Here is a 22315-nt window from a genome sequence, read left to right as displayed (position 1 = left end):
CCGCGGGAGGGGCGGGGCCGGTCGGACGGCTAAAGGGCGCGCCGGGCCTCGGCGATGGCGTACGGGTCCCAGCCCGGGCGGGGTACGGAGTCCAGCAGCAGCCGGGTGTACGGGTGCCGGGGCGCGGCGAGGACCTGGTCCGTCGCGCCCCGCTCGACGATGCTTCCGTGGCGCATGACGAGGATCTCGTCGGTGACGCACCGGACCACGCCGAGGTCGTGGGTGATGAACAGGTAGCCGATCCCGGTCTGTTCCCGGATGTCGGCCAGCAGGTTGAGGATCTGGGCCTGTACGGAGACGTCGAGGGCGGCGACGGCCTCGTCCAGGACGAGGACGGCCGGTTCGACGGCCAGGGCGCGGGCGACGGCCACCCGCTGGCGTTGCCCGCCGGAGAGCTCCCCCGGCCGGGCGGTGGCGGCCCGGGTGCCGAGGCCGACCTGGTCGAGCAGTTCCCGTACCCGCGCGGTCCGGTCGCGGCCGGGGAAGTGCAGGGCGAGGGTCTCGCGGAGGGTCTCCTCGACCGCGGTGCGCGGGTCGAGGGAGAGGTAGGGGTCCTGGAAGACCATCTGGACCTCCCGGGCGCGGGCCAGCCGGGCGGCCCGGCCGCGGGTGCGGACCGCGCGGGGGCGGCCGCGTACCAGCACCTCGCCCGCGTCGGCCCGTTCGAGGCCGACGACGATGCGGGCGGTGGTGGTCTTGCCGGAGCCGGACTCCCCGACGATGCCGAGGGAGCCGCCCTCCGGGAGGGCGAAGGTCACGTCGTCCACGGCGTGGACGGCGTCGAAGGTGCGGCGCAGTCCCCTGGCCTCCAGGACGTACGGCCGGTCCGCGGCCGGGTCAGTGCGGTCGGGCATCGGCCGTGCTCCTGTCGAGGCGGTCGCTGTGGTGGCAGGCGGCCCGGTGCCCGGGGCGGCCGGGGGCCGCTGCGGGCAGCGGCGGCTGCTGGTCGCAGATCTCCGTGGCGAGCGGGCAGCGGGCGGCGAAGGCGCAGCCCGTCAGCGGCTCCCGCAGGTCCGGTGGCTGCCCCTCGATGGCGGCGAGCCGGCCCCGGGGCCCGTGCATCCGCGGGGTGGAGGCGAGCAGGGCGGCCGTGTACGGGTGGCGGGGGCGGGTGAAGAGGTCCCCGGCGGGGCCCGTCTCGGCGATGCGCCCGGCGTACATCACGTAGACCCGGTCGGCGGTCGCGGCGGCGAGGTCGAGGTCGTGGGTGACGAACAGCAGTCCGGTGCCGAAGCGTTCCCGCAGGGCGGTCAGCAGGGCGATCACCTCCGCCTGGCTGGTGACGTCCAGGGCGGTGGTGGGTTCGTCGGCCAGCAGGAGCGCGGGGTCGCCCATGAGGGCGGCCGCGACGACCACGCGCTGGAGCATGCCGCCGGAGACCTGGCCGGGGTACTTCCGCAGGACGGCCGGGTCGAGGCCGACGGCGTGCAGGAGTGCGACGGCCCGGTCGGTGGCCGCGGCCCTGGTCATGGTGCCGGTGAGGACGACGCTCTCGGTGAGGAAGTCCCCGATGCGGCGCAGCGGGTTGACGGCGGCGCGCGGGTCCTGGAAGACCATGGCCACCGTGCCGGCGCGTACGCCGCCCAGCTCGGCCGCGCTCATGGCCAGCACGTCCCGGCCGCAAACCCGTACGGCGCCTTCGGTCCGGGCTCCCGGGGGCAGCAGCCCGAGGGCGCTGCGGGAGGTGAGGCTCTTGCCGGAGCCGGACTCGCCGACGAGGGCGACGGTCTCGCCCGGTGCGACGGTGAGGTCGACCCCGTCCAGGACGGGGCGGGCGGTGCCGGGCAGGGTGATCCGCAGGCCGTGGATCTCCAGAGTGGTCACCGGTGTGTCCGGCGGTGCGCCCGTCGGCGTGGTCGTCGGGGTGCTGAGCGGTGTGGTCGGCGGGGTGCTCATCGGCGTGTTCGACGGTGTGTTCGACGGTGTGTTCAACGGTTCCTCCCGGCGACCCGGTCGGCCCAGCGCTCGCCCACGACGTTGAAGGCGACCACGGTCAGCACGACGGCGGCGCAGGGCAGGATCGCGGACAGCGGGTAGCCGTGCTGGATCGCGGTCTGGCCGTCGAAGACCATGCGGCCCCAGTCGGGGGTGAGCGCGGGGACACCGAGTCCGAGGAAGGACAGCCCGGCGAGGTCCATGAGGGCGTAGCCGAAGTTGACGGTGGACTGGGCGAGGACGACGGGGGCGACGTTGGGCAGGACGTGGCGCAGGCAGATCTGGAGGGCGGAGTGGCCCTGGACCCGGTACGCGCTCACGTACGGCCGGGCCCGTTCGGCCAGGACCAGGGTGCGGGTGAGGCGGCCGACGTAGGGCAGGTAGGCGACGGCGAGGGCGATCACCGGGGCGAGCAGGCCTTCCCCCTGGACGGAGATGATCAGGATGGCCAGCAGCATGCCGGGGAAGGCGAGGACCAGCTCGGTGCTGCGGGACAGGACCGAGTCCAGCCAGCCGCCCCGCCAGGCGGCGGCGGTGCCGACGGCCACTCCGGCGACGGTGGAGAAGGCCACGACGCCGAGCGGGCCGAGCAGCGAGGTCCGTGCCCCGAGCAGCAGCCGCGAGAAGGTGTCCCGGCCGGCGGCGTCCACCCCGAAGGGGTGGGCCGCGGAGGGACCGGCCAGGGTGTCGCCCAGGTCGACGGCGTTGGGGTCGTGCGGCACCAGCCAGGGCGCGAGCAGCGCCGCCAGGACGACCAGGCCGACGAACCCCAGGCAGGCGAGGTGCAGCGGGGAGCCGGTGGCCCGGATGCGGGACAGGCCGCCTCTGCGGGTGAGGACGGCGGTCATCCGGCGGCCCCGGTGGCGAGGGTGACCCGGGGGTCGACGAGCGGCAGGAGCAGGTCCACGACCAGGTTCACCACCATGAACAGGGCGACGATCACCAGGGAGACGGCCTGGACGGTCGGGAAGTCCTTGGTGCTGGTGGACAGTTCGAGGAGCTGTCCGATGCCGCCGACGCTGAACGCGCTCTCCACCAGGACGGTGCACACGAGCAGGGTGGAGACGATCAGGCCGCCGGTGGTCAGGACGGTGCCGAGGGAGTTGCGCAGCACGTGGCGGCGGACGATGTGGCGTTCGGGGACGCCGCGGCTGCGGGCGACGGTGACGTGCTCGCTGTCGAGCGCCTCGCACATGGCGGAGCGGGTGACGCGGGCGAGCAGGCCGATCAGGAAGAGGGCGAGGGCGAGGGCGGGGAGGGTGAGGTGCCAGAGCCGGTCCAGGAGGCCGTCGCCGGCCCCGCTGCTGGGGAACCAGCCCAGTTTCACCGCGAACAGTCCCTGGAGCAGCACGGCCGCGACGAAGGAGGGGGTGGCGACGGCGAGGGCGGTGCCGACGAGCACGGCCGAGTCGGTGGCTCCGCCGCGGACCGCGGCGAGCCGGCCCAGGAGCAGGCCGACGACCGCGACCACGACGAGGGCCATGGTGACGAGGAGCAGGGTGGTGGGCAGCCGGTCGGCCAGCAGCCGGGAGACGTCCGTGCGGTAGGTGAGGGACCGTCCGAAGTCGCCGTGGAGGACGTCGCCGAGCCAGCGGCCGTAGCGGACGAGGAAGGGGTCGTCCAGGTGGTACTGGGCCCGGACGGCGGCGAGCGCCTCCGGCGAGGCCGACCGGCCGCCGAGGAGGAAGCCGGCCGGGTCGCCCGGCGCCAGGTACATGGCCCCGAAGACCACGAACGAGGCGGCGAGCAGGGTGGCGGCCATCTCCGCGAGGCGGCGGGCGGCGAATCGGGCGAGGGTCACTGTGCCGCCCCCACGTCCGCGGCCCACGGGTAGTACATGTACGCGATCGTGGTGGGGGCGCCGGTGATCCGCTTGTTCAGGAACAGGGCGGTGGGCCACTCGGCCACGGGGATCCACAGCAGTTGCTCGGCGGCCTGCCGCTGGAGCTTCGCCACGGTGTCCATCCGCGGTCCGGGCTCGTAGGCGGCGGTCGCCTCGTCGACGAGGCGGTCGTACGCCGGGTCGCTCCAGCCGGCGAAGTTGAGGTAGGCGCCGGTACGGAAGTTGGTGAGCAGGTCGAGCGGGTCGGTGATCGAGTCGTAGTAGGTGAGCGGGAACATGTCGATGCCCTCGCGTGCCTGCGGGTCGGTGAACAGGGCGGTGAAGGCGTTGGGGGCGATGGTCTTCAGCCGGATGTCCAGGCCGATCCGGGTACCGGCCGCCTGGACGGCGGTGGCGAGGAGGGAGACGTCCTGGCCGATGGAGCTGGTGGCCATGGTCAGGGTCCTGCCGGTGGCGCCGGCCTGCTGGACCAGGGCCTTGGCCTGCTCGATGTCCTGGGCGCTGGAGGGGAGCCCGTCGAAGGCGGTCTTGAGGGTCTTCTCGGGGGCGGCGGCCCAGGCGGCCCGTGGGGTGAGGGAGTTCGTGGCGGTGCCGGCCCCGCCGAGGCCGGCCTTGACGAAGCCGGTGCGGTCCAGGGCCAGGGACAGGGCCCGGCGGACCCGGACGTCGCCGAGCGGGCCCTGCATGTTGGTGACGTTGACGTTGACGGTGCTCAGGCCCTCGCCGAAGTAGAGGGTGCCGACGCCGCCGGCGCGCAGGCGGGCGTAGCTCTCGGTGGGGATGAGGTAGCCGCCGTCCACCTCACCGCTGAGCATGGCGTTGGTGCGGGCGGAGGGGTCGGTGAGGAAGCGGAAGACCGCCTTCTTGGCCTTGGCGCGGGTGCCCCAGTAGCCGTCGAAGCGTTCCAACTCGATGGACTGGCCCTTGTGCCAGGTGCCGAGCTTGAACGGGCCGGTGCAGGCGAGACCGCCGCTGGTGCCGTAGTCCTTGCCGGCGGCTTCGACGCCGGCCCTGGAGGCGACGACTCCGGCCGCGGTGGCCATGTACTGGGGGAACTGGGAGTCGGGCCTCTTCAGCTTGACGGTGACCTGGAGGGGGCCGCTCCGGGTGACGGAGGCGACGTTCTGGAACACCTGGGCCCAGGCGGCGGCGTTGTCGGGGTCCCTCTGCCGCCCGAGGCTGAAGACGACGTCGTCGGCGGTCATTTCCCTGCCGTCGTGGAAGCGTACGCCCGGCCGCAGGTCGTACACCCAGGTGGTGGGGTCGGGGTTCGAGGCCTTCTGCGCCAGCCCGGGTTCGGTGGTCAGGCCCGGGGTCCAGCGCATCAGGCTCTCGCACACGTTGGACAGGACGGTGTTCTGCGGGTAGTCGAACGCCATCGTGTGGTCGAGGGTGGGCGGTTCGGCGTAGACGGCCCAGGTGAAGGAGTCGATCTCGCCCTGGGCGACGGGGGTGGAGGCGGACAGCCGGGCCCCGGTCAGGGCCGTGCCCTCGTTCTTCGGCGGGCCCGAGCACGCCGGGAGCAGGGCCAGGGCGGCCAGGACGGCGGTGCCGTGCGGGCGGGGGACCTGCTGGGTGATGCAGTGGATCCCGCCGCCTCCGAAGGCGAGGGCGAGGGCCCGCACCCCGACGACCTTGCGGCCGGGGTACGCGGAGGCGATCACGGCGAGGGCCTCGTCGTCCTGGGGCAGCCCGGCCACCGGGACCACGACGCCGCCGTTGGCGACGTAGTAGTTGAGGTAGGACACCTCGATCTCGCCGCCGGCCAGGTCCGCGAAGGCGGTCTGCGGCACCTCGATGATCTCCAGGCGGCGGCCCCGGGCGTCGGTACTGGCCTCCAGCACCGCGCGGTTGGCGCGCATCCGGGCGTGGTCGGGGTGGTCCGGGTCGGCGGGGAGGGAGACCACGACGGTGCCGGGCGCGGCGAACGCGCAGACACCGTCGACGTGGCCGTCGGTCTCGGTGTCGAGCAGGCCTCCGTACGGCAGCCAGATGACCTTGCCGACCCCGAGCCGGTCCCTCAGCTCGGCCTCGATCTCGGCGCGGCTCATGCCGGGGTTGCGGTTGGGGTGCAGCAGGCACTGCTCGGTGGTGATCAGGGTGCCCTCGCCGTCGACGGTGATCGCACCGCCTTCGAGGATCATCGGGGAGGCGATCCGCTCGATGCCGAGGCGCTCCAGCAGCAGGGCGCTGATGCGGTCGTCGGCGTCCCACGGGTGGTGCTTGCCGCCCCAGGCGTTGAAGCGGAAGTCCACGCCGGCGCGGTTGCCGTCGCCGTCGAGGACGAACAGCGGGGCCGAGTCGCGGAACCAGGAGTCGTCGAGGGGCAGCTCGATGACGGTGACGGTGTCCCCGCAGTGGGCGCGGGCGTCCTCGCCGTGCCCGGGCGGGGCGACCACGGTCACCGGCTCGAACGCGGCGACGGCGCGGGCGACCTCGGCGTACTCCTCCTTCACGGCCGCGAGGACACTGCCCCACAGGTCCTCCCGGGTGGGCCAGGCCATCAGACAGCCCTCGTGCTCGGACCACTCGGCGGGCATACGGTAATCAGCCATGCGGTGTCTCGTTTCTCGCGTCGACGGAGTCTGGCAGTCGACTGAAATTTCAGTCAAGGGTGGGGGCAGAGGGAAATGCGGCGGTGAGGCGGTGAGGCGGGCAGCGCGGACTCACGGGCGTCCGGGCGTCCGGGCGTCTCCGTGTGCTCGTCACTCAGAGGAAGTACAGGCGGTTGAGGGAGATCTGCTCGGCCGGGCCGGAGCGCAGCGGGTCGCCGTCCAGGGTGACCAGGCCGGTGCGGGGATCCACCTGGACCTCCCCGAGGCGGGCGTTGGCCACCAGGTCCTCGGGTCCGATGCCGCGGGTGCCGCGGACGGCGACCCGGCGCCGACGCGTGGTCAGAGCGTCGTACGGCGCCCCGGCGGAGCCCGCCTCGGCTGCGGCACGGCTGACGAACGCGACCGAGAGATCGGCCGGAGCCGCCCCGTGGGCACCGAACAGGGGTCCGAGGACGAGGGGTTCGCAGGTGTCGGTGGCGGCGTTGGGGTCGCCGGTGACCCCGTACGCGGGAAAGCCCGACTTCAGCACGAGCTGGGGCTTGGCGCCGAAGAACTGCGGGCGCCAGAGCACGATGTCGGCGAGCTTGCCGATCTCGATCGAGCCGATCTCGTGGGCCAGACCGTGGGCAATGGCCGGGTTGATCGTCAGCTTGGCGATGTAGCGCAGCACCCGGGCGTTGTCGTCGCCGTCGCCGTCGCCCTCCAGCGGGCCGAGTTCGGCCTTCATCTTGGCCGCCATGGCGAAGGTGCGCCGCACGGTCTCACCGGCGCGGCCCATGCCCTGGGCGTCGGAAGAGGTGATGCCGATCGCGCCGAGGTCGTGCAGGACGTCCTCGGCCCCCATCGTCCCGGCCCGGATCCGGTCGCGGGCCATGGCCGCGTCACCGGGCAGGTCGGGCTTGAGGTCGTGGACGGAGACGATCATGCCGTAGTGCTCGGCGACGGCGTCCCGGCCGAAGGGCAGGGTGGGGTTGGTGGAGGAGCCGATCACGTTCGGCACACCCGCCATCTTCAGCACGTTGGGGACGTGTCCGCCGCCGCAGCCCTCGATGTGGAAGGCGTGGATGGTGCGGCCCTCCAGCACCCGCAGGGTGTCCTCCACCGACAGGCACTCGTTCAGCCCGTCGGAGTGCAGGGCCACCTGCACGTCGTGCTCCTCGGCCACCCGCAGCGCCGTGTCCAGTGCCCGGGTGTGCGCGCCCATGTCCTCGTGCACCTTGAACCCGGACGCCCCGCCCTCGGCCAGCGCCTCCACCAGCGGCGCCGCGTCCGAGGACGAACCCCGCGCCAGGAAACCGATGTTCACCGGCCACGCGTCGAACGCGTTGAAGGCGTGCTTGAGCGCCCACGGGGAGTTGACGCCGACGCCCCAGACGGGGCCGAACTCCTGGCCGATGACGGTGGTGACGCCCGCGGCGAGCGAGGCCTCCATGATGCGGGGCGAGAGCAGGTGGACGTGGGTGTCCACGGCGCCGGCGGTGGCGATGAGGCCCTCGCCGGGGACGATCGAGGTGCCGGTCCCGACGACGACGTCCACGCCGTCGAGGGTGTCGGGGTTGCCGGCCCGGCCGATCGCGTGGATCCGGCCCTCCCGGATCCCGATCGACACCTTCCGGATGCCCAGGACCGCGTCGATCACCAGCACATTGCTGATCACCACGTCACAGGTCTCACGGACCGCCGCCGCCTTCAGGTGCAGCCCGTCCCGGGCGGTCTTGCCGAACCCGGCCAGGAACTCCTCCCCCGGCTTCTGCGCGTCCGACTCCACCCGGACCGTCAGCCCCGAATCCCCCAGCCGCACCCGGTCCCCGGCACGCGGGCCGAACACCGAGGCGTACTCGTGCGGATCGATGTGACGACTGCCGGGCGCACAGTGGTCGCTGTGCCTGGTGGGCCTGCTCATCGCGAAGTTCCTTCTGTGCCGTCCGTACCCAGGTAACCGCAGGCCACCGCCCGCCGCAGCGCCTCCTCCTTGGCGCCGGGAGCGTCCAGAGGACCGTCGACCAACCCGGCGAAACCGATGGCGACCCGATCCCCGCCGATCGGCACGAGACCCACCTCGGCCTCGCCGCCCGGGTCGAACCGCACCGACGAGCCGGCCGGCACGCACAGCCGCATCCCGTAGGCGGCGGCCCGGTCGAAGTCCAGCCGCGGGTTGGCCTCGAAGAAGTGGAAGTGGGAGGTCACGCTGACCGGCACGGTCGCGGTGTTGCGGACGGTCAGCGTCAGCTCCGGTGCGGGGGCCGGTGTCTGCGGGCCGGGCACGACCGCGCCGGGGGCGTCCTCGCCGAGGCCGGTGGCGCCCTTGATGGGCGCGGAGACCACGGCGAGCCGGGACCCGTCGTCGAAGACGGCCTCGACGTGCACCTCGGTGACCACGTCGGCGACGCCGGGCAGCACGTCGTCCGGGCCCAGCACGCTGCGCGCGGCCTCGATGGCCTCGGCGAGCCGCTTGCCGTCCCGGGCCGCCTCGCAGACCGTGTCGGCGATCAGCGCCGTGGCCTCCGGCACGTTCAGCTTCAGGCCACGGGCGCGGCGGGCACGGGCCAGTTCCGCGGCTCCGAAGAGCAGCAGCCGGTCGCGCTCCGTAGGGGTCAGGCGCACGACGTCCACCTCCAAGCTCACAGGTTTAGAGCATCACTCTAACTCTTCACCTCGTGGCTGGAAACCATTGACCGCAGACAGGGCCTTAGGTCACATTGAGTGTCACTCAAAGAGCCTCCCCCGCCCCCAGTCCCTTGTCCTCTGCCACGGGAGTCCCCCCATGCCGATAGAACAGCGCGGAGTCGACACGATCCCCGACGAGGAGCGCACCAGCGGTCCCCGTGATCTGCTGTCGATCCTGCTCGGCTCGAACCTCTGCCTCGGTGTGATCGTCTTCGGCTGGCTGCCCCCGTCCTTCGGGCTCGGGCTGTGGCCGTCGGTCACCGCCATCGTGGCGGGCACGCTGATCGGCATCGCGTTCACCGCGCCGCTCGCCCTCGTGTCGCTGCGCACCGCCACCAACCTGTCGACCTCGAGCGGCGCCCAGTTCGGCGTCCGGGGCCGGCTCGTCGGGTCGGTGGTCGGCCTGCTGCTCGCACTCGGCTACACGGCGCTCACGCTGTGGATCGGCGGCGACGTCATGGTGGGCGTGCTCGCCCGGCTGACCGGCCTGCCGGACACCGGGGCCACCCGCGCCGGGATGTACGGGGCGCTGGCCGCCCTGACCGTGGTCGCCGCGGTCTTCGGCTACCGGCTGCTGCTGCGCATGAGCAAGCTGCTGTCGGTGGGCATGGTGGTCCTGCTGCTGATCGGCGTCTACGCGTACTCCGGCGACTTCACCACCGCCGCCCCGCCGGACACGCCGTACCTGCTCGGCTCCTTCTGGCCGACCTGGCTGCTCGCCGCCGTCGCCGCCGGGCTCAGCGGGCCGGTCGCCTTCATCACCCTGCTCGGCGACTACACCCGCTACATCTCCCCGCGCCGGCACAGCTCCCGCTCGGTCCTGCGGGCCACCTGTCTGGGCCTGTTCGTGGGCCTGCTGCTGCCGCAGCTCTTCGGCACCGTCACCGCCCTGGCCGCCCGGGCCGGCGAGGACTACGCGGGCCCGCTCGTGGCCGCCTCCCCCGGGTGGTACCTGCTCCCGCTGCTGGTCGCGGCCGGTGCCGGGTCGGTGGGCAACGCCGGGCTGATGCTCTACTCCATGGGCCTGGACCTGGACGCCATCGTGCCGCGGGCCACCCGGAGCACGGCCACGCTGGTCGCGGCGGCCGTCGCGACCGCGTTCGTCTTCGTCGGCTCCTTCGAGTGGGACGTGCAGTCCGCGATGACCTCGTTCGTCCTGCTGCTGACCGCCATCGGCACCCCGTGGGCCGTGATCACGCTCATCGGGTACGTCCGATGTCGTGGCGTGTACGACGCCGACGCGCTCCAGGTCTTCAACCGCCGCTCGGTCGGCGGGGCCTACTGGTACCGGGCCGGCTGGAACCTCCGGGCCACCGTCTCCTGGGCGGTCGGCGCGGGCGTCGGCCTGCTCGCCGTCACCACCCCCTTCTACCAGGGCCCGCTGCTCGCCCTCACCGGTGGCGTGGACTGCTCCTTCATCCTGTCGGGCCTGGTCGGCGGCCTGGTGTACACCGCCCTGACCGTGCGCCGCACCGCCCCGCCGGCCACCGGCGCGGCGCCGGAGCGCCGGCCGGAGCCCGCCTCCGCCTGAGCCGCCGCGCCCGGTGCACGACGAGGCCCGCCCCTCCGGTCGAGGGGCGGGCCTCGTCGTCGTACGTCCGGGTCGGCCTACGGACCCGTATCCCGGTCCGGTCAGCCGAGCGGGTGCATCCAGCCGTGGGTGTCCGGGGTGCGGCCGGTCTGGAGGTCCAGCAGGGCCTTGCGGAGCTTCATGGTGACCTCGCCGGGCTCACCGTTGCCCTGGGTCCAGTTGGCGCGCTCGGACTTGACCGAGCCGACCGGGGTGATCACGGCAGCGGTGCCGCAGGCGAAGACCTCGGTGAGGGTGCCGTTCTCGTTGTCGCGCTTCCAGTCCTCGGTGGAGATACGTCCCTCCTCGGCCGTGTAGCCGAGGTCCCGGGCGATGGTCAGCAGCGAGTCGCGGGTGATGCCGGGCAGCAGCGAGCCGGTCAGCTCGGGGGTGACGATGCGGTCCCCGTACACGAAGTACAGGTTCATGCCGCCCATTTCCTCGATCCACCGGTGCTCGACGGCGTCCAGCCAGACCACCTGGTCGCAGCCGTGCTCGGCGGCCTGCGCCTGGGCGACCAGCGAAGCGGCGTAGTTGCCGCCGGTCTTGGCCGCGCCGGTGCCGCCCTTGACCGCGCGGACGTACTCCTCGGAGAGCCAGACGGAGACCGGCTTGACGCCCCCGGGGAAGTAGGCGCCGGCCGGGGAGGCGATCACCATGAACAGGAACTCGTTGGCCGGGCGGACGCCGAGGCCGACCTCGGAGGCGAACATGAACGGCCGCAGGTACAGCGAGGCCTCGCCGGAGTCCGGGACCCACGCGCGGTCCTGCTGGATCAGGGCGTCGCAGGCGGCGATGAACAGCTCGGTGGGCAGCTCGGGCATGGCCATGCGGCGGGCGGAGGCCTGGAAGCGCTCGGCGTTGGCCTGCGGGCGGAAGGTGGCGACGGTGCCGTCGGGCTGCCGGTAGGCCTTGAGACCCTCGAAGATCGTCTGCGCGTAGTGCAGGGTCATGTTCGCGGGGTCGATCGACAGCGGCGCGTACGGGACCAGTTCCGCGTCGTGCCAGCCGCGGCCCTCGGTCCACTTGATCGTCACCATGTGGTCGGTGAAGTGGCGGCCGAATCCGGGGCTGGCCAGGATCGCCTCGCGCTCCGCGTCGGACAGCGGGTTCGAGGAGGGCTTGAGCTCGATCGTGGGCGTCGTCATGAGTGCTTGTCCTTCACCGGTTGTGTATGGCGGACCGCTCTCACGACGTACCAGGACGTCCGAGCTTCCCCGTAATCCGCGGCCTCGCGTTCGATTATCGCGCGCGGGGTGGTCACGGAGAAACGGGAAGGAGCGGCCCAGGGAGATGGTGGCACCCGGGGCCGCACAGGGAAAGCCGCCGGGGGGTGGTGCTCGGCCCGGCGGCCTTCCAGGGGTGGAGCTGCCGGGTCAGCCGGCTACTCGCGCGGCGAGGTCGTCGCCGATCCGGTCCGTGGAACGGAACGTCCCGTCCCGCTCGGCCAGGTCGGCGGAGACCGCGTCCTCGATCCGGGCGGCCTCGGCCTCGTGGCCGAGGTGGCGCAGCAGGAGGGCGACGGAGAGGATCGTCGCGGTCGGGTCGGCCTTGCCGGTACCCGCGATGTCCGGGGCCGAGCCGTGGACGGGCTCGAACATGGACGGGAAGGTGCCGGTCGGGTTGATGTTCCCGGAGGCGGCCAGGCCGATGCCGCCGGTGACCGCGGCGGCCAGGTCGGTGAGGATGTCACCGAAGAGGTTGTCCGTGACGATGACGTCGAAGCGCTCGGGCTGGGTCACGAAGAAGATGGTCGCGGCGTCGACGTGCAGGTAGTCGGTGGTGACCTCGGGGTACTCCTGGCCGACCTTGTCGAAGATGTTCTTCCACATGTGGCCCGCGTACACGAGGACGTTGTTCTTGTGGACGAGCGTCAGCTTCTTGCGGGGGCGGGAGTTGGCCCGCTCGTACGCGTCCCGGACCACCCGCTCGACCCCGTACGCGGTGTTGACGCTGACCTCGGTGGCCACCTCGGCGGGGGTGCCGGTGCGCAGGGAGCCACCGTTGCCCGTGTAGGGGCCTTCGGTGCCCTCGCGGACGACGACGAAGTCGATGTCGGGCCGGCCGGCCAGCGGGGTGGCGGTGTTCGGGAACAGCTTCGACGGCCTCAGGTTGACGAAGTGGTCGAAGGCGAAGCGCAGCTTCAGCAGCAGCCCGCGCTCCAGCACGCCGGAGGGGACCGACGGGTCACCGATGGCGCCGAGCAGGATCGCGTCGTGGTGCCGCAGCGCCTCCAGCTCCGCGTCCGGGAGGGTCTCCCCGGTGCGGTGCCAGCGCTGGGCGCCGAGGTCGTACTGCTTGGTCTCCAGCTTGACGTCCTCGGGCAGGACGGCGGTGAGGACCTTCAGGCCCTGGGCCACCACTTCCTGGCCGATGCCGTCGCCGGGGATCACTGCGAGATTGATGCTGTGCGCCATGTCCGCACCGTACTCCTTGTCCCATCCCCTGACACGCCCCTGTCCACCATATGGACGGGGCGTGTCTGGGGCTCGTCCGGTCCGCGGGCCTCAGTGGCCGGTGGCGCCGCCGTTGTCGCGGCGGTCCAGGGCGCGCTGCAGGGCCGCGGCGGCGTTGCGGCGGTCGGCGTCGGTGGAGGAGGAGTGCCGGACGCGACGGGTGGCGGGGGCGGAGGTGGTCGTGTGCATGGTGATCGACTCCTTGAGATCACGGCGTGGCGGGGCCACGGATGAGGGGTTCCTTCAAGGCGCCGTAGAGGGCGGGAAGCGGTGCGCCGCAGGGGTTGCCTGCGCGGGGCGCGCGCTGTCGACCGCCGTCGCCGGATCGGCGAGCTGTTCGGCTTCTACCAAGCTAGGGCAGCACGGGCTGTATGTCTGCGCAATTACTCGGACTTCCTAGTATCTGAGACGACGACCACCCGGCAGGGTGCCGCCCGGGGGCTCCGGCTCATCCGGCGGGGCGCTCCCGGCCCGCCCGCAACTCCCTGATCAGCGCCTGGACGGCCAGGGTCGCGCCCTGTTCGCGGGTGGTGACGTAGCCCACGGTGCGGGTGGGGCGGTCCGGCCCGAGGTCGGCGATCTCGACCGCGCCGGTTGCTCCGTCCAGGGAGAGCGCGGGCATGATCGCCATGCCCAGCCCCCGGCCGACCATGGTCAGCACCATCCCGTCGTCCTCGGCCTTGACCGTGGCCCGCGGGATCCAGTCCTGGGCGGCCCACCACTGCCGGGTGTACGAGCCGCAGTTCTCGTCCCAGTCCAGCAGCGGCAGCGAGCGCGGGTCGGGATGCCCGGCCGGGTGCACCAGCGCGTACGGCTCCTCGACCAGCGCCCCGGACAGCAGCCCGGCCGGTACGGCGGCGGAGCCGCCCAGGGTGGCGATGCCGAGGTCGGCCCGCCCTTCGGCGACCTCCCCGGCGGTGCCGGCGCCGAGTTCGCGCACCACCCGGACCTCCGGGCGCAGGCCCGGGTGCCGGGAGGTGAGCCGCTCCAGGGCGGGGGGCAGCAGGTGCAGGGCGGCGCTGCGGAAGGCCGCGATGCGCAGGGTCCCCTCCAGGGCGCCGCGCCCGGCGCCGCGGGCCTCGGCGCCCAGGACCTCGTAGAGCCGCAGGATCCGGCGGGCGTGGGCGACCGCCCGCTCGCCGGCCGGGGTGGGCCGGGCGCCGGTGCGGCCCCGCTCGAAGAGCACCGCCCCGATCTTGCCCTCGCTGCCGCGCACGGAGTGCGAGACGGCGGACTGGGTCAGGCCCAGGGCGGTCCCGGCGGCGGAGAAGCCGCCGGCGTCGGCGACGGCGACCAGGACCCGGAGTTCCTGCGGAGCGAGCTCGGCCACGGGGGCTCCCACCTCGTTGTATGAGCGGCGTTCATGGATGTGCGGCTTCCATGAACCCAACCCTCTGCCCGGCCCGCCGATTCCTTCCTAGCGTCGGGTCCATGAACGCCACCGCACACGAAGTGCACCTGGTCTCCCGTCCCTCCGGCTTCCCCACCGCCGCCGACTTCCGCCACGTGACCACACCCGTCCCCTCCCCCGCCCCCGGCACGGCCGTGGTCGAGAACCTCCTGCTCTCCGTGGACCCCTACCACCGCGGCCTGATGGACGGCGGCCCGGACGGCTTCGCCCTCCACGCCCCGCTGGAGGGCCGCTCGGTCGGCCGGGTCATCGCCTCGCGCGACCCCGGCCTGAGCGAGGGCGACCTGGTCTTCCACCGCGAGGGCTGGCGCACCCATGCCGTGGTCACCGCGGGCGTCGCCGGCACCCGCAAGCTGCGCAACTGGGAGGGCGTCCCGCTGGAGGCCTACCTGAGCATCCTCGGCGGTACGGGCCTGACGGCGTACGCGGCCCTGACCCGGACGGCGCGGCTGCGGGCGGGCGAGGACCTGTTCGTCTCCGCCGCGGCGGGCGGGGTGGGCACCGCGACCGCGCACCTCGCCCGGCTGCTGGGGGCCCGGCGGATCGTCGGCAGCGCCGGCTCGGCGGCCAAGGTGCGCCACCTCACCGAACACCTGGGCCTGGACGCGGCGTTCGACTACCACGACGGGCCGGTGGCCGAGCAGCTCGCGGTGGCCGCCCCGGACGGCCTCGACGTGTACGTGGACAACGTGGGCGGGGACCATCTGGAGGGCGCCATCACGCACCTGCGGGAGTACGGGCGGATCGCCTGGGTCGGTGGCATCTCGATGTACAACGGCGACCGTTCGCCGGCCGCGCCGCGCAACCTGTTCGAGGTGGTGCACAAGTCCCTGCGTCTGGAAGGCGTATTGGTACGGAACCACACCAATCTCCAGGACGAGCTGGAGGAGTTCCTGGTCCCGCACCTGCGCAGCGGCGCGGTCGGTGTGGACGCCACCGTCACCGAGGGGTTCGACCAGACCGTGGCCGCCTTCGTCGGCATGCTGCACGGGGCCAACACCGGCAAGACGCTGGTGCGGCTGGGCAGGTGAACGGCCTGCACCGGAAATTAACCAAAGCCTTCACTCACGGTTCTAGACCTTTGCAGGCCGCTCCCCCACCCTTTCCTGGGTCGTGCCGCTGGGGCACGCGGGACACGGAGGGCGGGCGGGGCCAATGACTCCCATCAGCCGCAGAGGGTTCGTGGGCATCGGCGCGGGGCTCGGGGCCGGGCTCGTGGCGGGGACCGCCCTGCCCGCGGGGGCGGCGCCGGCGTCGGTGGCGGCGCAGTCGGCGACCGGAACGATCCGGGACGTCCGGCACGTGGTGATCCTGATGCAGGAGAACCGCAGCTTCGACCACTACTTCGGCAAGCTCAAGGGCGTGCGCGGCTTCGGCGACCGCGCCGCCGGGAACATCCCCGGCGGCTGGGGGACCTTCAACCAGCCCAACTGGGGCGGCCGGCAGTACCCGTGGAAGCTGTCCGCCACCCCGCCGGCCGGCGGGGTCGACGGCGCGACCCTCGCCCAGTGCAACGGCGACCTGCCGCACAGCTGGACCTCGCAGCACGCCGCCTGGAACAAGGGCCGGATGGACAACTGGGTCATGGGGGTCGGCAACACCCGCACCCTCGGCTACCTCGACCGCGGTGACATCCCCTTCCACTACGCCCTCGCCGACGCCTACACCATCTGCGACGCCTACCACTGCTCCACGCTCAGCGCCACGGGCCCCAACCGCACCTTCCTGTGGAGCGGCACGATCGACGGCTCCAGCAAGGACGGCGGCGAGGAGCACGGCCTGACCTGGGAGACGTACGCCGAGGCACTCCAGCGGGCCGGGATGACCTGGAAGGTCTACCAGAACGCCCAGGACAACTACGGCGACAACGGCCTGGCCTACTTCAAGCGCTTCACCGACGCCGGCCCCGGCGACCCGCTGTGGGACCGCGGCATGGCCTCGGTCCCGAAGGTGACCGGCTCCACCCCGGACGACATCGCGGCCGCGATCCGCGCCGACGTGGTCGCCGGGACCCTGCCGCAGGTGTCCTGGGTGGTGGCCAGCGAGGCCTTCTCGGAGCACCCGTACGCCCCGCCCGGCGACGGTGCGCACTTCGTGGACCTGGTCCACCGGGCGCTCGCGGCGAACCCGGAGGTCTTCGACTCCACCGTCCTGTTCCTCAACTACGACGAGAACGACGGCTTCTTCGACCACGTCCCGCCGCCGGTGCCCCCGGCCGGCACCCCCGGCGAGTTCCTCGACGGGGTCCCGATCGGCCTCGGCTTCCGGGTACCGATGCTGGTGATGTCGCCCTGGACCCGCGGCGGCTGGGTGAGCTCGGAGGTCTTCGACCACACCTCCGTGCTGCGCTTCATGGAGACCTGGACGACGGCCCTGGGCACCCCGGCCCTGTGCCCCCACATCAGCGCCTGGCGGCGCAAAATCGTCGGCGACCTCACCGGCGTCTTCGACTTCGCCCGCCCCCTCTACGGCGTCCCCGCGGGCCTGCCCTCCACGGCCAAGGTCATCGGCCAGAGCACCTGCGCCCCGCTGCCCAACCCGGTCCCGCAGGACAACGCCCTGCCCGCCCAGGAGCCGGGCACCCGCCCCGCCCGGGCGCTGCCCTACCAGCCCAACGGGAACCTGGACCGGCTGGAGTTCGGGGCCGCGGGCCAGATCCTGGCCTGGTTCTCGATGACCAACCAGGGCGCGCAGGCCACCCGGGCGGCGCACTTCTCGATCCACCCGCACCAGCACCGGGACACCACCCCCTACCCGTACACGGTGGACCCGGGCGGCACCGCGTCCGACTTCTTCCACATCGGCCTCGGCAGCGGCTCGGGCAAGTACGACATCTCGATGTACGGCCCCAACCGCTTCCTGCGGCGCTTCATCGGCGACGCGTCCAAGGCCGGCCGGGCGATCGAGGTGGCGGCCCGCTACGGCGTGGAGTCGGGCACCGGGAAGACGGCCATCTGGTTCAGGATGACCAACACCTCCGCCTCCCCGGTCACCTTCACCGTCCGCGCCAACGCCTACCGCCAGGACGGCCCGTGGACGTACACCGTCCCGGCGAACTCCTCCCGCGAGGACTACTTCAACGCGGTCGCCTACTCCAACGGCTGGTACGACTTCACGATCCTGGCCGACATCGACGGCACCTGGTCGCGCCGCTACACCGGCCACATCGAGACGGGCCGGCCCAGCGTCTCGGGCTCGTAGCAGCCCGGCGCTAGAGCACGTCGCCGTCGCGCCAGTCGAACAGGAGCTGCCCGGCGGGGTCAGGCCAGGACCCGCCGGGCGGCGTCCACAGCCAGGTCGAGCCCTCCTCCTGCGGGAGCCTGACCGGCCCCCGGGGCGCGAGGGCGCCGATCCGGCCGTCCCAGACCCGCCAGCCGCGGGCGGCGTAGAGGGCGGCGCCCTCGTCCGAGGCGGACAGGGCGCCCAGGACGTACGCCCGGCCGATCACCTGCTCCAAGGCGTCCATCACGATGGTGCCGAGGCCTTGGCGGCGCCGGTCCGCGCGGACCGCGACGGCCTCCACGTAGCCGGTGCGCAGGGCCCGCCCGCCGTGGACCACCCGGCGCTGCACCACGCTGCCGTGCGCCACCAGTTCCCCGTCCCGGTGGACCAGGGCGTGCATCCCGCCGAGCCCGTGCTCGAAGTCCTCGTCGGAGAAGTCGCCGTCGAAGGCGGCGTCGAGCAGGCCGCGGATCTCCTCCAAGGTGGTTCTGCCGAGCCGAGCGGTGTGAGCCAGCCGTGTCCGTGTATCGGTCATACGACCAGTCTGCCCGCGCCAGGATTCGGCCGGTGCGTGCCTGGCAGCGGACGCGGGGGCCGTCGCACACTCACCCCATGTCGCCTACGACCCAGTGGATCCCCACCCACGGCGAGCCCTACCGGCCCGTCGCGTACCGCCCCGACCGCATGCCGAGCACCGAATCCCTGGCCCGGGCCGCCGCGTTGCGGATCCGGATGGACGAGCGGCGCACCGTGCGCCGGTTCGCCCCGGACCCGGTCCCCGAGCAGGTCGTCAAGGACGCCATCGCCTGTGCGGCGACCGCGCCCTCCGGCGCGCACCAGCAGCCGTGGACGTTCGTCCTGGTCAAGGACCCCGAGGTGCGCCGGCAGATCCGGGCGGCGGCCGAGCAGGAGGAGGAGATCTCCTACGACGGCCGGCTCGGCGACGAGTGGCTGGCGGCGCTGCGCCCCCTGGGCACGGACGCGGTCAAGACGCACCTGACGGACGCGCCGGCCCTGATCGTGGTCTTCCAGCAGCGGTACTGGCTCGGGCCGGACGGCACCAAGCGCAAGCACTACTACGTCGACGAGTCGGTCGGCATCGCGGTGGGGATGCTGCTGACCGCCCTGCACCTGAGCGGGCTGGCGGCGCTGATCCACACCCCGAGCCCGATGCGCTTCCTCGCGCACGTGCTGCACCGCCCGGAGAACGAGAAGGCCTTCGCAGTGATCCCGGTGGGCTATCCGGCGGACGACTGCGAGGTGCCGGACCTGGTCCGCAAATCCCTCGACCAGGTGATGGTCGAGGTCTAGGCGCGGTCGTCCCCGGCCCGCTCGCCGCCGGCCCCCTCCTGCCCGCCCCGCTCGTCCGCGGCGCGTCCGGCCGCGTACAGCCGGGCCAGCAGCTCGGTCAGGGTGGCCTGCTCGGCGGGGGCGAGCGGGGCCAGCAGCGCGGCGTTGGCCTCCTCGGCGAGCGCCGTGCAGCGCCGCAGGACCTTGGCCCCGGCCCGGGTGAGGGTGACGGCGTTCTTGCGCCGGTCGCGGGGGTCGGGCGTGCGCAGGGCCAGGCCCCGGTCCTCCAGGTGGTTCAGGATGCCCACCAGGTCCTTGGGGTCGATGGCGAGCCGCCGCCCGAGGTCGGCCTGGGCCACCGGCCCGTCCTCGGCGACCGCGGCGAGCACCGCGTGGTGCGGCGGCCGCAGCCCCTCGGCGGCCAGGGCCCGGCCCATCTCGGCCCGCCCGCGGGCGGCGAGCCGGCCCAGGAGCCAGCTGGGCAGGGAGTGCAGGTGTCCTGAGGCGCGCGGCCGGGTGGCGTGGCGGGTCATGGGCGCAGCCTAGGCAAACCGCCCCCGCTCCGGTACCCCCAAGTCCGGAACGGGGGCGGGGTTCGCAGGGGGCGTCGGATCAGCCCATGTGCGGGTAGCCGTACTCGGTCGGCGGGACCAGGGTCTCCTTGATGGACCGGGTCGAGACCCAGCGCAGCAGGTTGGAGGCCGCGCCGGCCTTGTCGTTGGTGCCCGAGGCACGGCCGCCGCCGAAGGGCTGCTGGCCGACGACGGCGCCGGTCGACTTGTCGTTGATGTAGAAGTTGCCCGCGGCGAAGCGGAGCTTGTCCATCGTGTGGGCGGCCGCGTAACGGTCGCCGGCGATGACCGAGCCGGTCAGGGCGTAGGCCGAGACGGACTCCATCTGCTCCAGCATCGCGTCGTACTGGTCGTCCTCGTAGACGTGGACGGCCAGGATGGGGCCGAAGTACTCGGTCGTGAAGACCTCGTTCTCCGGGTCGGTGCACTCGATGACGGTGGGGCGCACGAAGTAGCCCTCGGAGTCGTCGTAGGTGCCGCCGGCGACGATGGTGCAGGTCGGGTCGGCCTTGGCGCGGTCGATCGCGGCCTTGTTCTTGGCGAACGAGCGCGCGTCGATGACGGCGCCGATGAAGTTCGACAGGTCGGTGACCGGGCCCATGGTCAGGCCGTCGACCTCGGCGGCGAACTGCTCCTTGAAGCCGTCGTTCCAGATGGAGGCCGGGATGTAGGCGCGGGAGGACGCCGAACACTTCTGGCCCTGGAACTCGAAGGAGCCGCGGGTCAGCGCGGTCTTCAGCACGGCGCGGTCGGCCGACGGGTGGGCGACGACGAAGTCCTTGCCGCCGGTCTCGCCGACCAGGCGCGGGTAGGACTTGTACGTCTCGATGTTGGTGCCGACCGTCTTCCACAGGTACTGGAAGGTCTTGGTCGAACCGGTGAAGTGGATGCCCGCGAGCTCCGGGTGGTTCAGGGCGACCTCGGAGACGGCGATGCCGTCGCCGGTGACCAGGTTGATGACGCCCTTGGGCAGGCCGGCCTCCTCCAGCAGCTCCATGAGCAGCACGGCGGAGTGGGTCTGGGTCGGGGACGGCTTCCAGACCACCACGTTGCCCATCAGGGCGGGGGCGGTGGGCAGGTTGCCCGCGATGGCCGTGAAGTTGAACGGCGTGATCGCGTAGACGAAGCCCTCCAGCGGGCGGTGGTCGCTGCGGTTCCACACGCCGGCGGAGTTGGCGACCGGCTGCTCGGCGAGGATCTGCCGGGCGAAGTGCACGTTGAAGCGCCAGAAGTCGACGAGCTCGCACGGGGTGTCGATCTCGGCCTGCTGGGCGGTCTTGGACTGGCCGAGCATGGTGGAGGCGGCCAGCTTCTCGCGCCAGGGGCCGGCGAGCAGCTCGGCGGCGCGCAGGATGATCGCGGCGCGGTCGTCGAAGGACATCGCGCGCCAGGCCGGGGCGGCGGCCAGGGCGGCGTTCACGGCGTCGCGGGCGTCGTCCTGGGTGGCGTTGGCGTAGGTGCCGAGGACCGAGCGGTGGTCGTGCGGCTGCACGACGTCGAAGCGCTCGCCGCCGCCCATCCGCTTGACGCCGCCGATCGTCATCGGCAGCTCGATCGGGTTCTCGGCCAGCAGCTTGAGCTGGGCCTCCAGCCGTGCGCGCTCCGGGCTGCCGGGGGCGTACGAGTGGACCGGCTCGTTGACCGGCGCGGGGACCTGGGTCACAGCGTCCATGAGTCTTCTAACTCCTTGACCTAGTTTCTCGGGCCTAGTTCTTGGTGATCATCGAGCGGACGAAGAAGAGGAGGTTGGCCGGCTTCTCCGCGAGGCGGCGCATGAAGTAGCCGTACCAGTCCGTCCCGTACGCGGTGTAGACGCGCATGCGGTGACCCTCGGCGGCGAGCCGCAGGTGCTCCTCGCTGCGGATGCCGTACAGCATCTGGAACTCGTACTCGTCCAGTTTGCGCCCGGTCTGTCGGGCGAGCTCCTGGGTGATGGCGATCAGCCGCGGGTCGTGGGACCCGATCATCGGGTAGCCCTCGCCCTCCATGAGGACCTTGAGGATGCGGACGTACGCCTTGTCGATCTCGGCCTTGTTCTGGTACGCGACCTCGGCGGGCTCCTTGTAGGCGCCCTTGACGATGCGGACGCGGCTGCCGGCGGCGGCCAGGCGCCGGGCGTCGGCCTCGGTGCGGAACAGGTAGGCCTGGATCACGCAGCCGGTCTGCGGGAAGTCCTTCCGCAGCTCCTCGTGGATGGCGAACATCGAGTCGAGGGTGGTGTGGTCCTCGGCGTCCAGGGTGACGGTGGTACCGATGGCGGCGGCGGCCTCGACGACCGGGCGGACGTTGGCCAGGGCCAGTTCGTGGCCGCCGGGGAGGGCCTGGCCGAACATCGACAGCTTGACGGACATCTCGGCGCGCTCGCCCAGGCCCAGGTCCTTCAGGCGCTCGACGAGCTCCAGGTAGGCGTCCCGGGCGGCGTAGGACTGCTCCACCGTGGTGATGTCCTCGCCGACCACGTCGAGGGTGACCTCCAGGCCCTTGGCCGCCAGGTCCGAGACGATCGGGATGACCTGGTCGACCGTCTCACCGGGGATGAACCGGTTCACCACGGGCTTGGTCACCGGGGCGGCAGAGACGATTCGGCGCATCTTGTCGCTGCGCGAGGCGGCGAGGATCGCGGGACCCAGCACGGGGCACCTCCAACGGGTGGCAGAAAGGCCGGACACATGCGCCAGTGAAGGCCGTGTCCGTAAAAGGAACGCAAGTAGAACCACCGTGAAACCTAAGGATCTCCACGATCGTCGGCCATCGACAGCTGTCACGCATCCGTGTCCCGGATCTCATACAGATG

The 22315-nt window shown here is 72.5% G+C and carries 19 protein-coding genes; 4 read left to right on the top strand and 15 right to left on the bottom strand.

What is annotated here, in order from left to right; translation table 11 throughout:
- Nucleotides 1-29: 29 nt before the first annotated feature.
- The 7 genes from EF918_RS04980 to ureA form a co-directional block, all read right to left on the bottom strand.
- Nucleotides 30-854, bottom strand: a complete 825-nt coding sequence (locus tag EF918_RS04980; RefSeq protein ID WP_125641336.1) for an ABC transporter ATP-binding protein — start codon at nt 852-854, stop codon at nt 30-32.
- Nucleotides 838-1896, bottom strand: coding sequence for an ABC transporter ATP-binding protein (locus EF918_RS04975; protein WP_125641333.1), 1059 nt, complete (start codon nt 1894-1896; stop codon nt 838-840). Before EF918_RS04975 ends, EF918_RS04980 begins: the two co-directional genes overlap by 17 nt.
- 32 nt (nt 1897-1928) lie before the next feature.
- Nucleotides 1929-2783, bottom strand: a complete 855-nt coding sequence (locus tag EF918_RS04970; protein WP_125641330.1) for an ABC transporter permease — start codon at nt 2781-2783, stop codon at nt 1929-1931.
- Nucleotides 2780-3736, bottom strand: coding sequence for an ABC transporter permease (locus EF918_RS04965; RefSeq protein ID WP_221889689.1), 957 nt, complete (start codon nt 3734-3736; stop codon nt 2780-2782). Before EF918_RS04965 ends, EF918_RS04970 begins: the two co-directional genes overlap by 4 nt.
- Complete coding sequence (locus tag EF918_RS37965; protein WP_125641327.1) at nt 3733-6333, bottom strand: agmatine deiminase family protein; 2601 nt, start codon at nt 6331-6333, stop codon at nt 3733-3735. Before EF918_RS37965 ends, EF918_RS04965 begins: the two co-directional genes overlap by 4 nt.
- Nucleotides 6334-6487: 154 nt before the next feature.
- Entirely contained in the window at nt 6488-8236 is a 1749-nt protein-coding gene (locus tag EF918_RS04955) for an urease subunit alpha (RefSeq protein WP_125641324.1), read from the bottom strand.
- Nucleotides 8233-8937, bottom strand: coding sequence for an urease subunit gamma (gene ureA / locus EF918_RS04950; RefSeq protein ID WP_125641321.1), 705 nt, complete (start codon nt 8935-8937; stop codon nt 8233-8235). Before ureA ends, EF918_RS04955 begins: the two co-directional genes overlap by 4 nt.
- Nucleotides 8938-9097: 160 nt before the next feature.
- Between ureA and EF918_RS04945 the strand changes: the two genes are divergently transcribed.
- On the top strand, nt 9098-10531 hold the full coding sequence (locus EF918_RS04945) for a cytosine permease (RefSeq protein WP_125641319.1): 1434 nt from the start codon (nt 9098-9100) through the stop codon (nt 10529-10531).
- A 101-nt stretch (nt 10532-10632) separates the two neighbouring features.
- Here EF918_RS04945 and EF918_RS04940 read toward each other — a convergent pair whose 3' ends face one another.
- The 4 genes from EF918_RS04940 to EF918_RS04930 all read right to left on the bottom strand — a co-directional run bounded on the left by EF918_RS04940 (nt 10633) and on the right by EF918_RS04930 (nt 14356).
- Nucleotides 10633-11718, bottom strand: coding sequence for a branched-chain amino acid aminotransferase (locus EF918_RS04940; RefSeq protein WP_125641315.1), 1086 nt, complete (start codon nt 11716-11718; stop codon nt 10633-10635).
- 228 nt (nt 11719-11946) lie between these two features.
- A complete protein-coding gene (locus EF918_RS04935) occupies nt 11947-12987 on the bottom strand; it encodes a 3-isopropylmalate dehydrogenase (RefSeq protein WP_125641312.1) in 1041 nt (346 codons plus the stop codon).
- Nucleotides 12988-13077: 90 nt separating this feature from the next.
- A complete protein-coding gene (locus tag EF918_RS36760) occupies nt 13078-13215 on the bottom strand; it encodes a hypothetical protein (protein ID WP_185921595.1) in 138 nt (45 codons plus the stop codon).
- 259 nt (nt 13216-13474) lie between these two features.
- On the bottom strand, nt 13475-14356 hold the full coding sequence (locus EF918_RS04930; RefSeq protein WP_125641309.1) for a LysR family transcriptional regulator: 882 nt from the start codon (nt 14354-14356) through the stop codon (nt 13475-13477).
- A gap of 101 nt (nt 14357-14457) precedes the next feature.
- Here EF918_RS04930 and EF918_RS04925 point away from each other — a divergent pair, with 101 nt between their 5' ends.
- Together EF918_RS04925 and EF918_RS04920 are read left to right on the top strand one after the other, a co-directional pair.
- The gene (locus tag EF918_RS04925; RefSeq protein ID WP_125641306.1) at nt 14458-15468 is read left to right on the top strand and encodes an NADP-dependent oxidoreductase; all 1011 of its coding nucleotides are present in this window, start codon (nt 14458-14460) and stop codon (nt 15466-15468) included.
- Between the two features lie 124 nt (nt 15469-15592).
- Nucleotides 15593-17638: a phosphocholine-specific phospholipase C gene (locus tag EF918_RS04920; protein WP_125641303.1), complete on the top strand. Its 2046-nt coding sequence runs from the start codon at nt 15593-15595 to the stop codon at nt 17636-17638.
- A 10-nt stretch (nt 17639-17648) separates the two neighbouring features.
- On the opposite strand, the gene EF918_RS04915 is transcribed toward EF918_RS04920, so the two are convergent.
- Nucleotides 17649-18194 carry a GNAT family N-acetyltransferase gene (locus EF918_RS04915; protein ID WP_125641300.1) on the bottom strand — a complete coding sequence of 182 codons (546 nt, stop codon included), beginning with the start codon at nt 18192-18194 and terminating at the stop codon, nt 17649-17651.
- Nucleotides 18195-18271: 77 nt separating this feature from the next.
- Between EF918_RS04915 and EF918_RS04910 the strand changes: the two genes are divergently transcribed.
- On the top strand, nt 18272-18970 hold the full coding sequence (locus EF918_RS04910; protein ID WP_125641297.1) for a nitroreductase family protein: 699 nt from the start codon (nt 18272-18274) through the stop codon (nt 18968-18970).
- Here the strand turns inward: EF918_RS04910 and EF918_RS04905 are convergent.
- The 3 genes from EF918_RS04905 to EF918_RS04895 form a co-directional block, all read right to left on the bottom strand.
- Nucleotides 18967-19482, bottom strand: a complete 516-nt coding sequence (locus EF918_RS04905) for a MarR family winged helix-turn-helix transcriptional regulator (protein WP_125641294.1) — start codon at nt 19480-19482, stop codon at nt 18967-18969. The genes EF918_RS04910 and EF918_RS04905 overlap by 4 nt on opposite strands.
- A 79-nt stretch (nt 19483-19561) precedes the next feature.
- Complete coding sequence (gene pruA / locus EF918_RS04900) at nt 19562-21193, bottom strand: L-glutamate gamma-semialdehyde dehydrogenase (protein ID WP_125641291.1); 1632 nt, start codon at nt 21191-21193, stop codon at nt 19562-19564.
- A gap of 34 nt (nt 21194-21227) precedes the next feature.
- Nucleotides 21228-22154 (bottom strand): proline dehydrogenase family protein, encoded by a 927-nt coding sequence (locus tag EF918_RS04895; protein WP_125641287.1) that lies wholly within the window; start codon nt 22152-22154, stop codon nt 21228-21230.
- Nucleotides 22155-22315 lie beyond the last annotated feature (161 nt).

This window comes from Streptomyces sp. WAC06614 (genome assembly GCF_003949795.1).
Taxonomy (GTDB): Bacteria; Actinomycetota; Actinomycetes; order Streptomycetales; family Streptomycetaceae; genus Streptomyces.
This window is presented reverse-complemented; position numbering and strand designations above follow the sequence as displayed.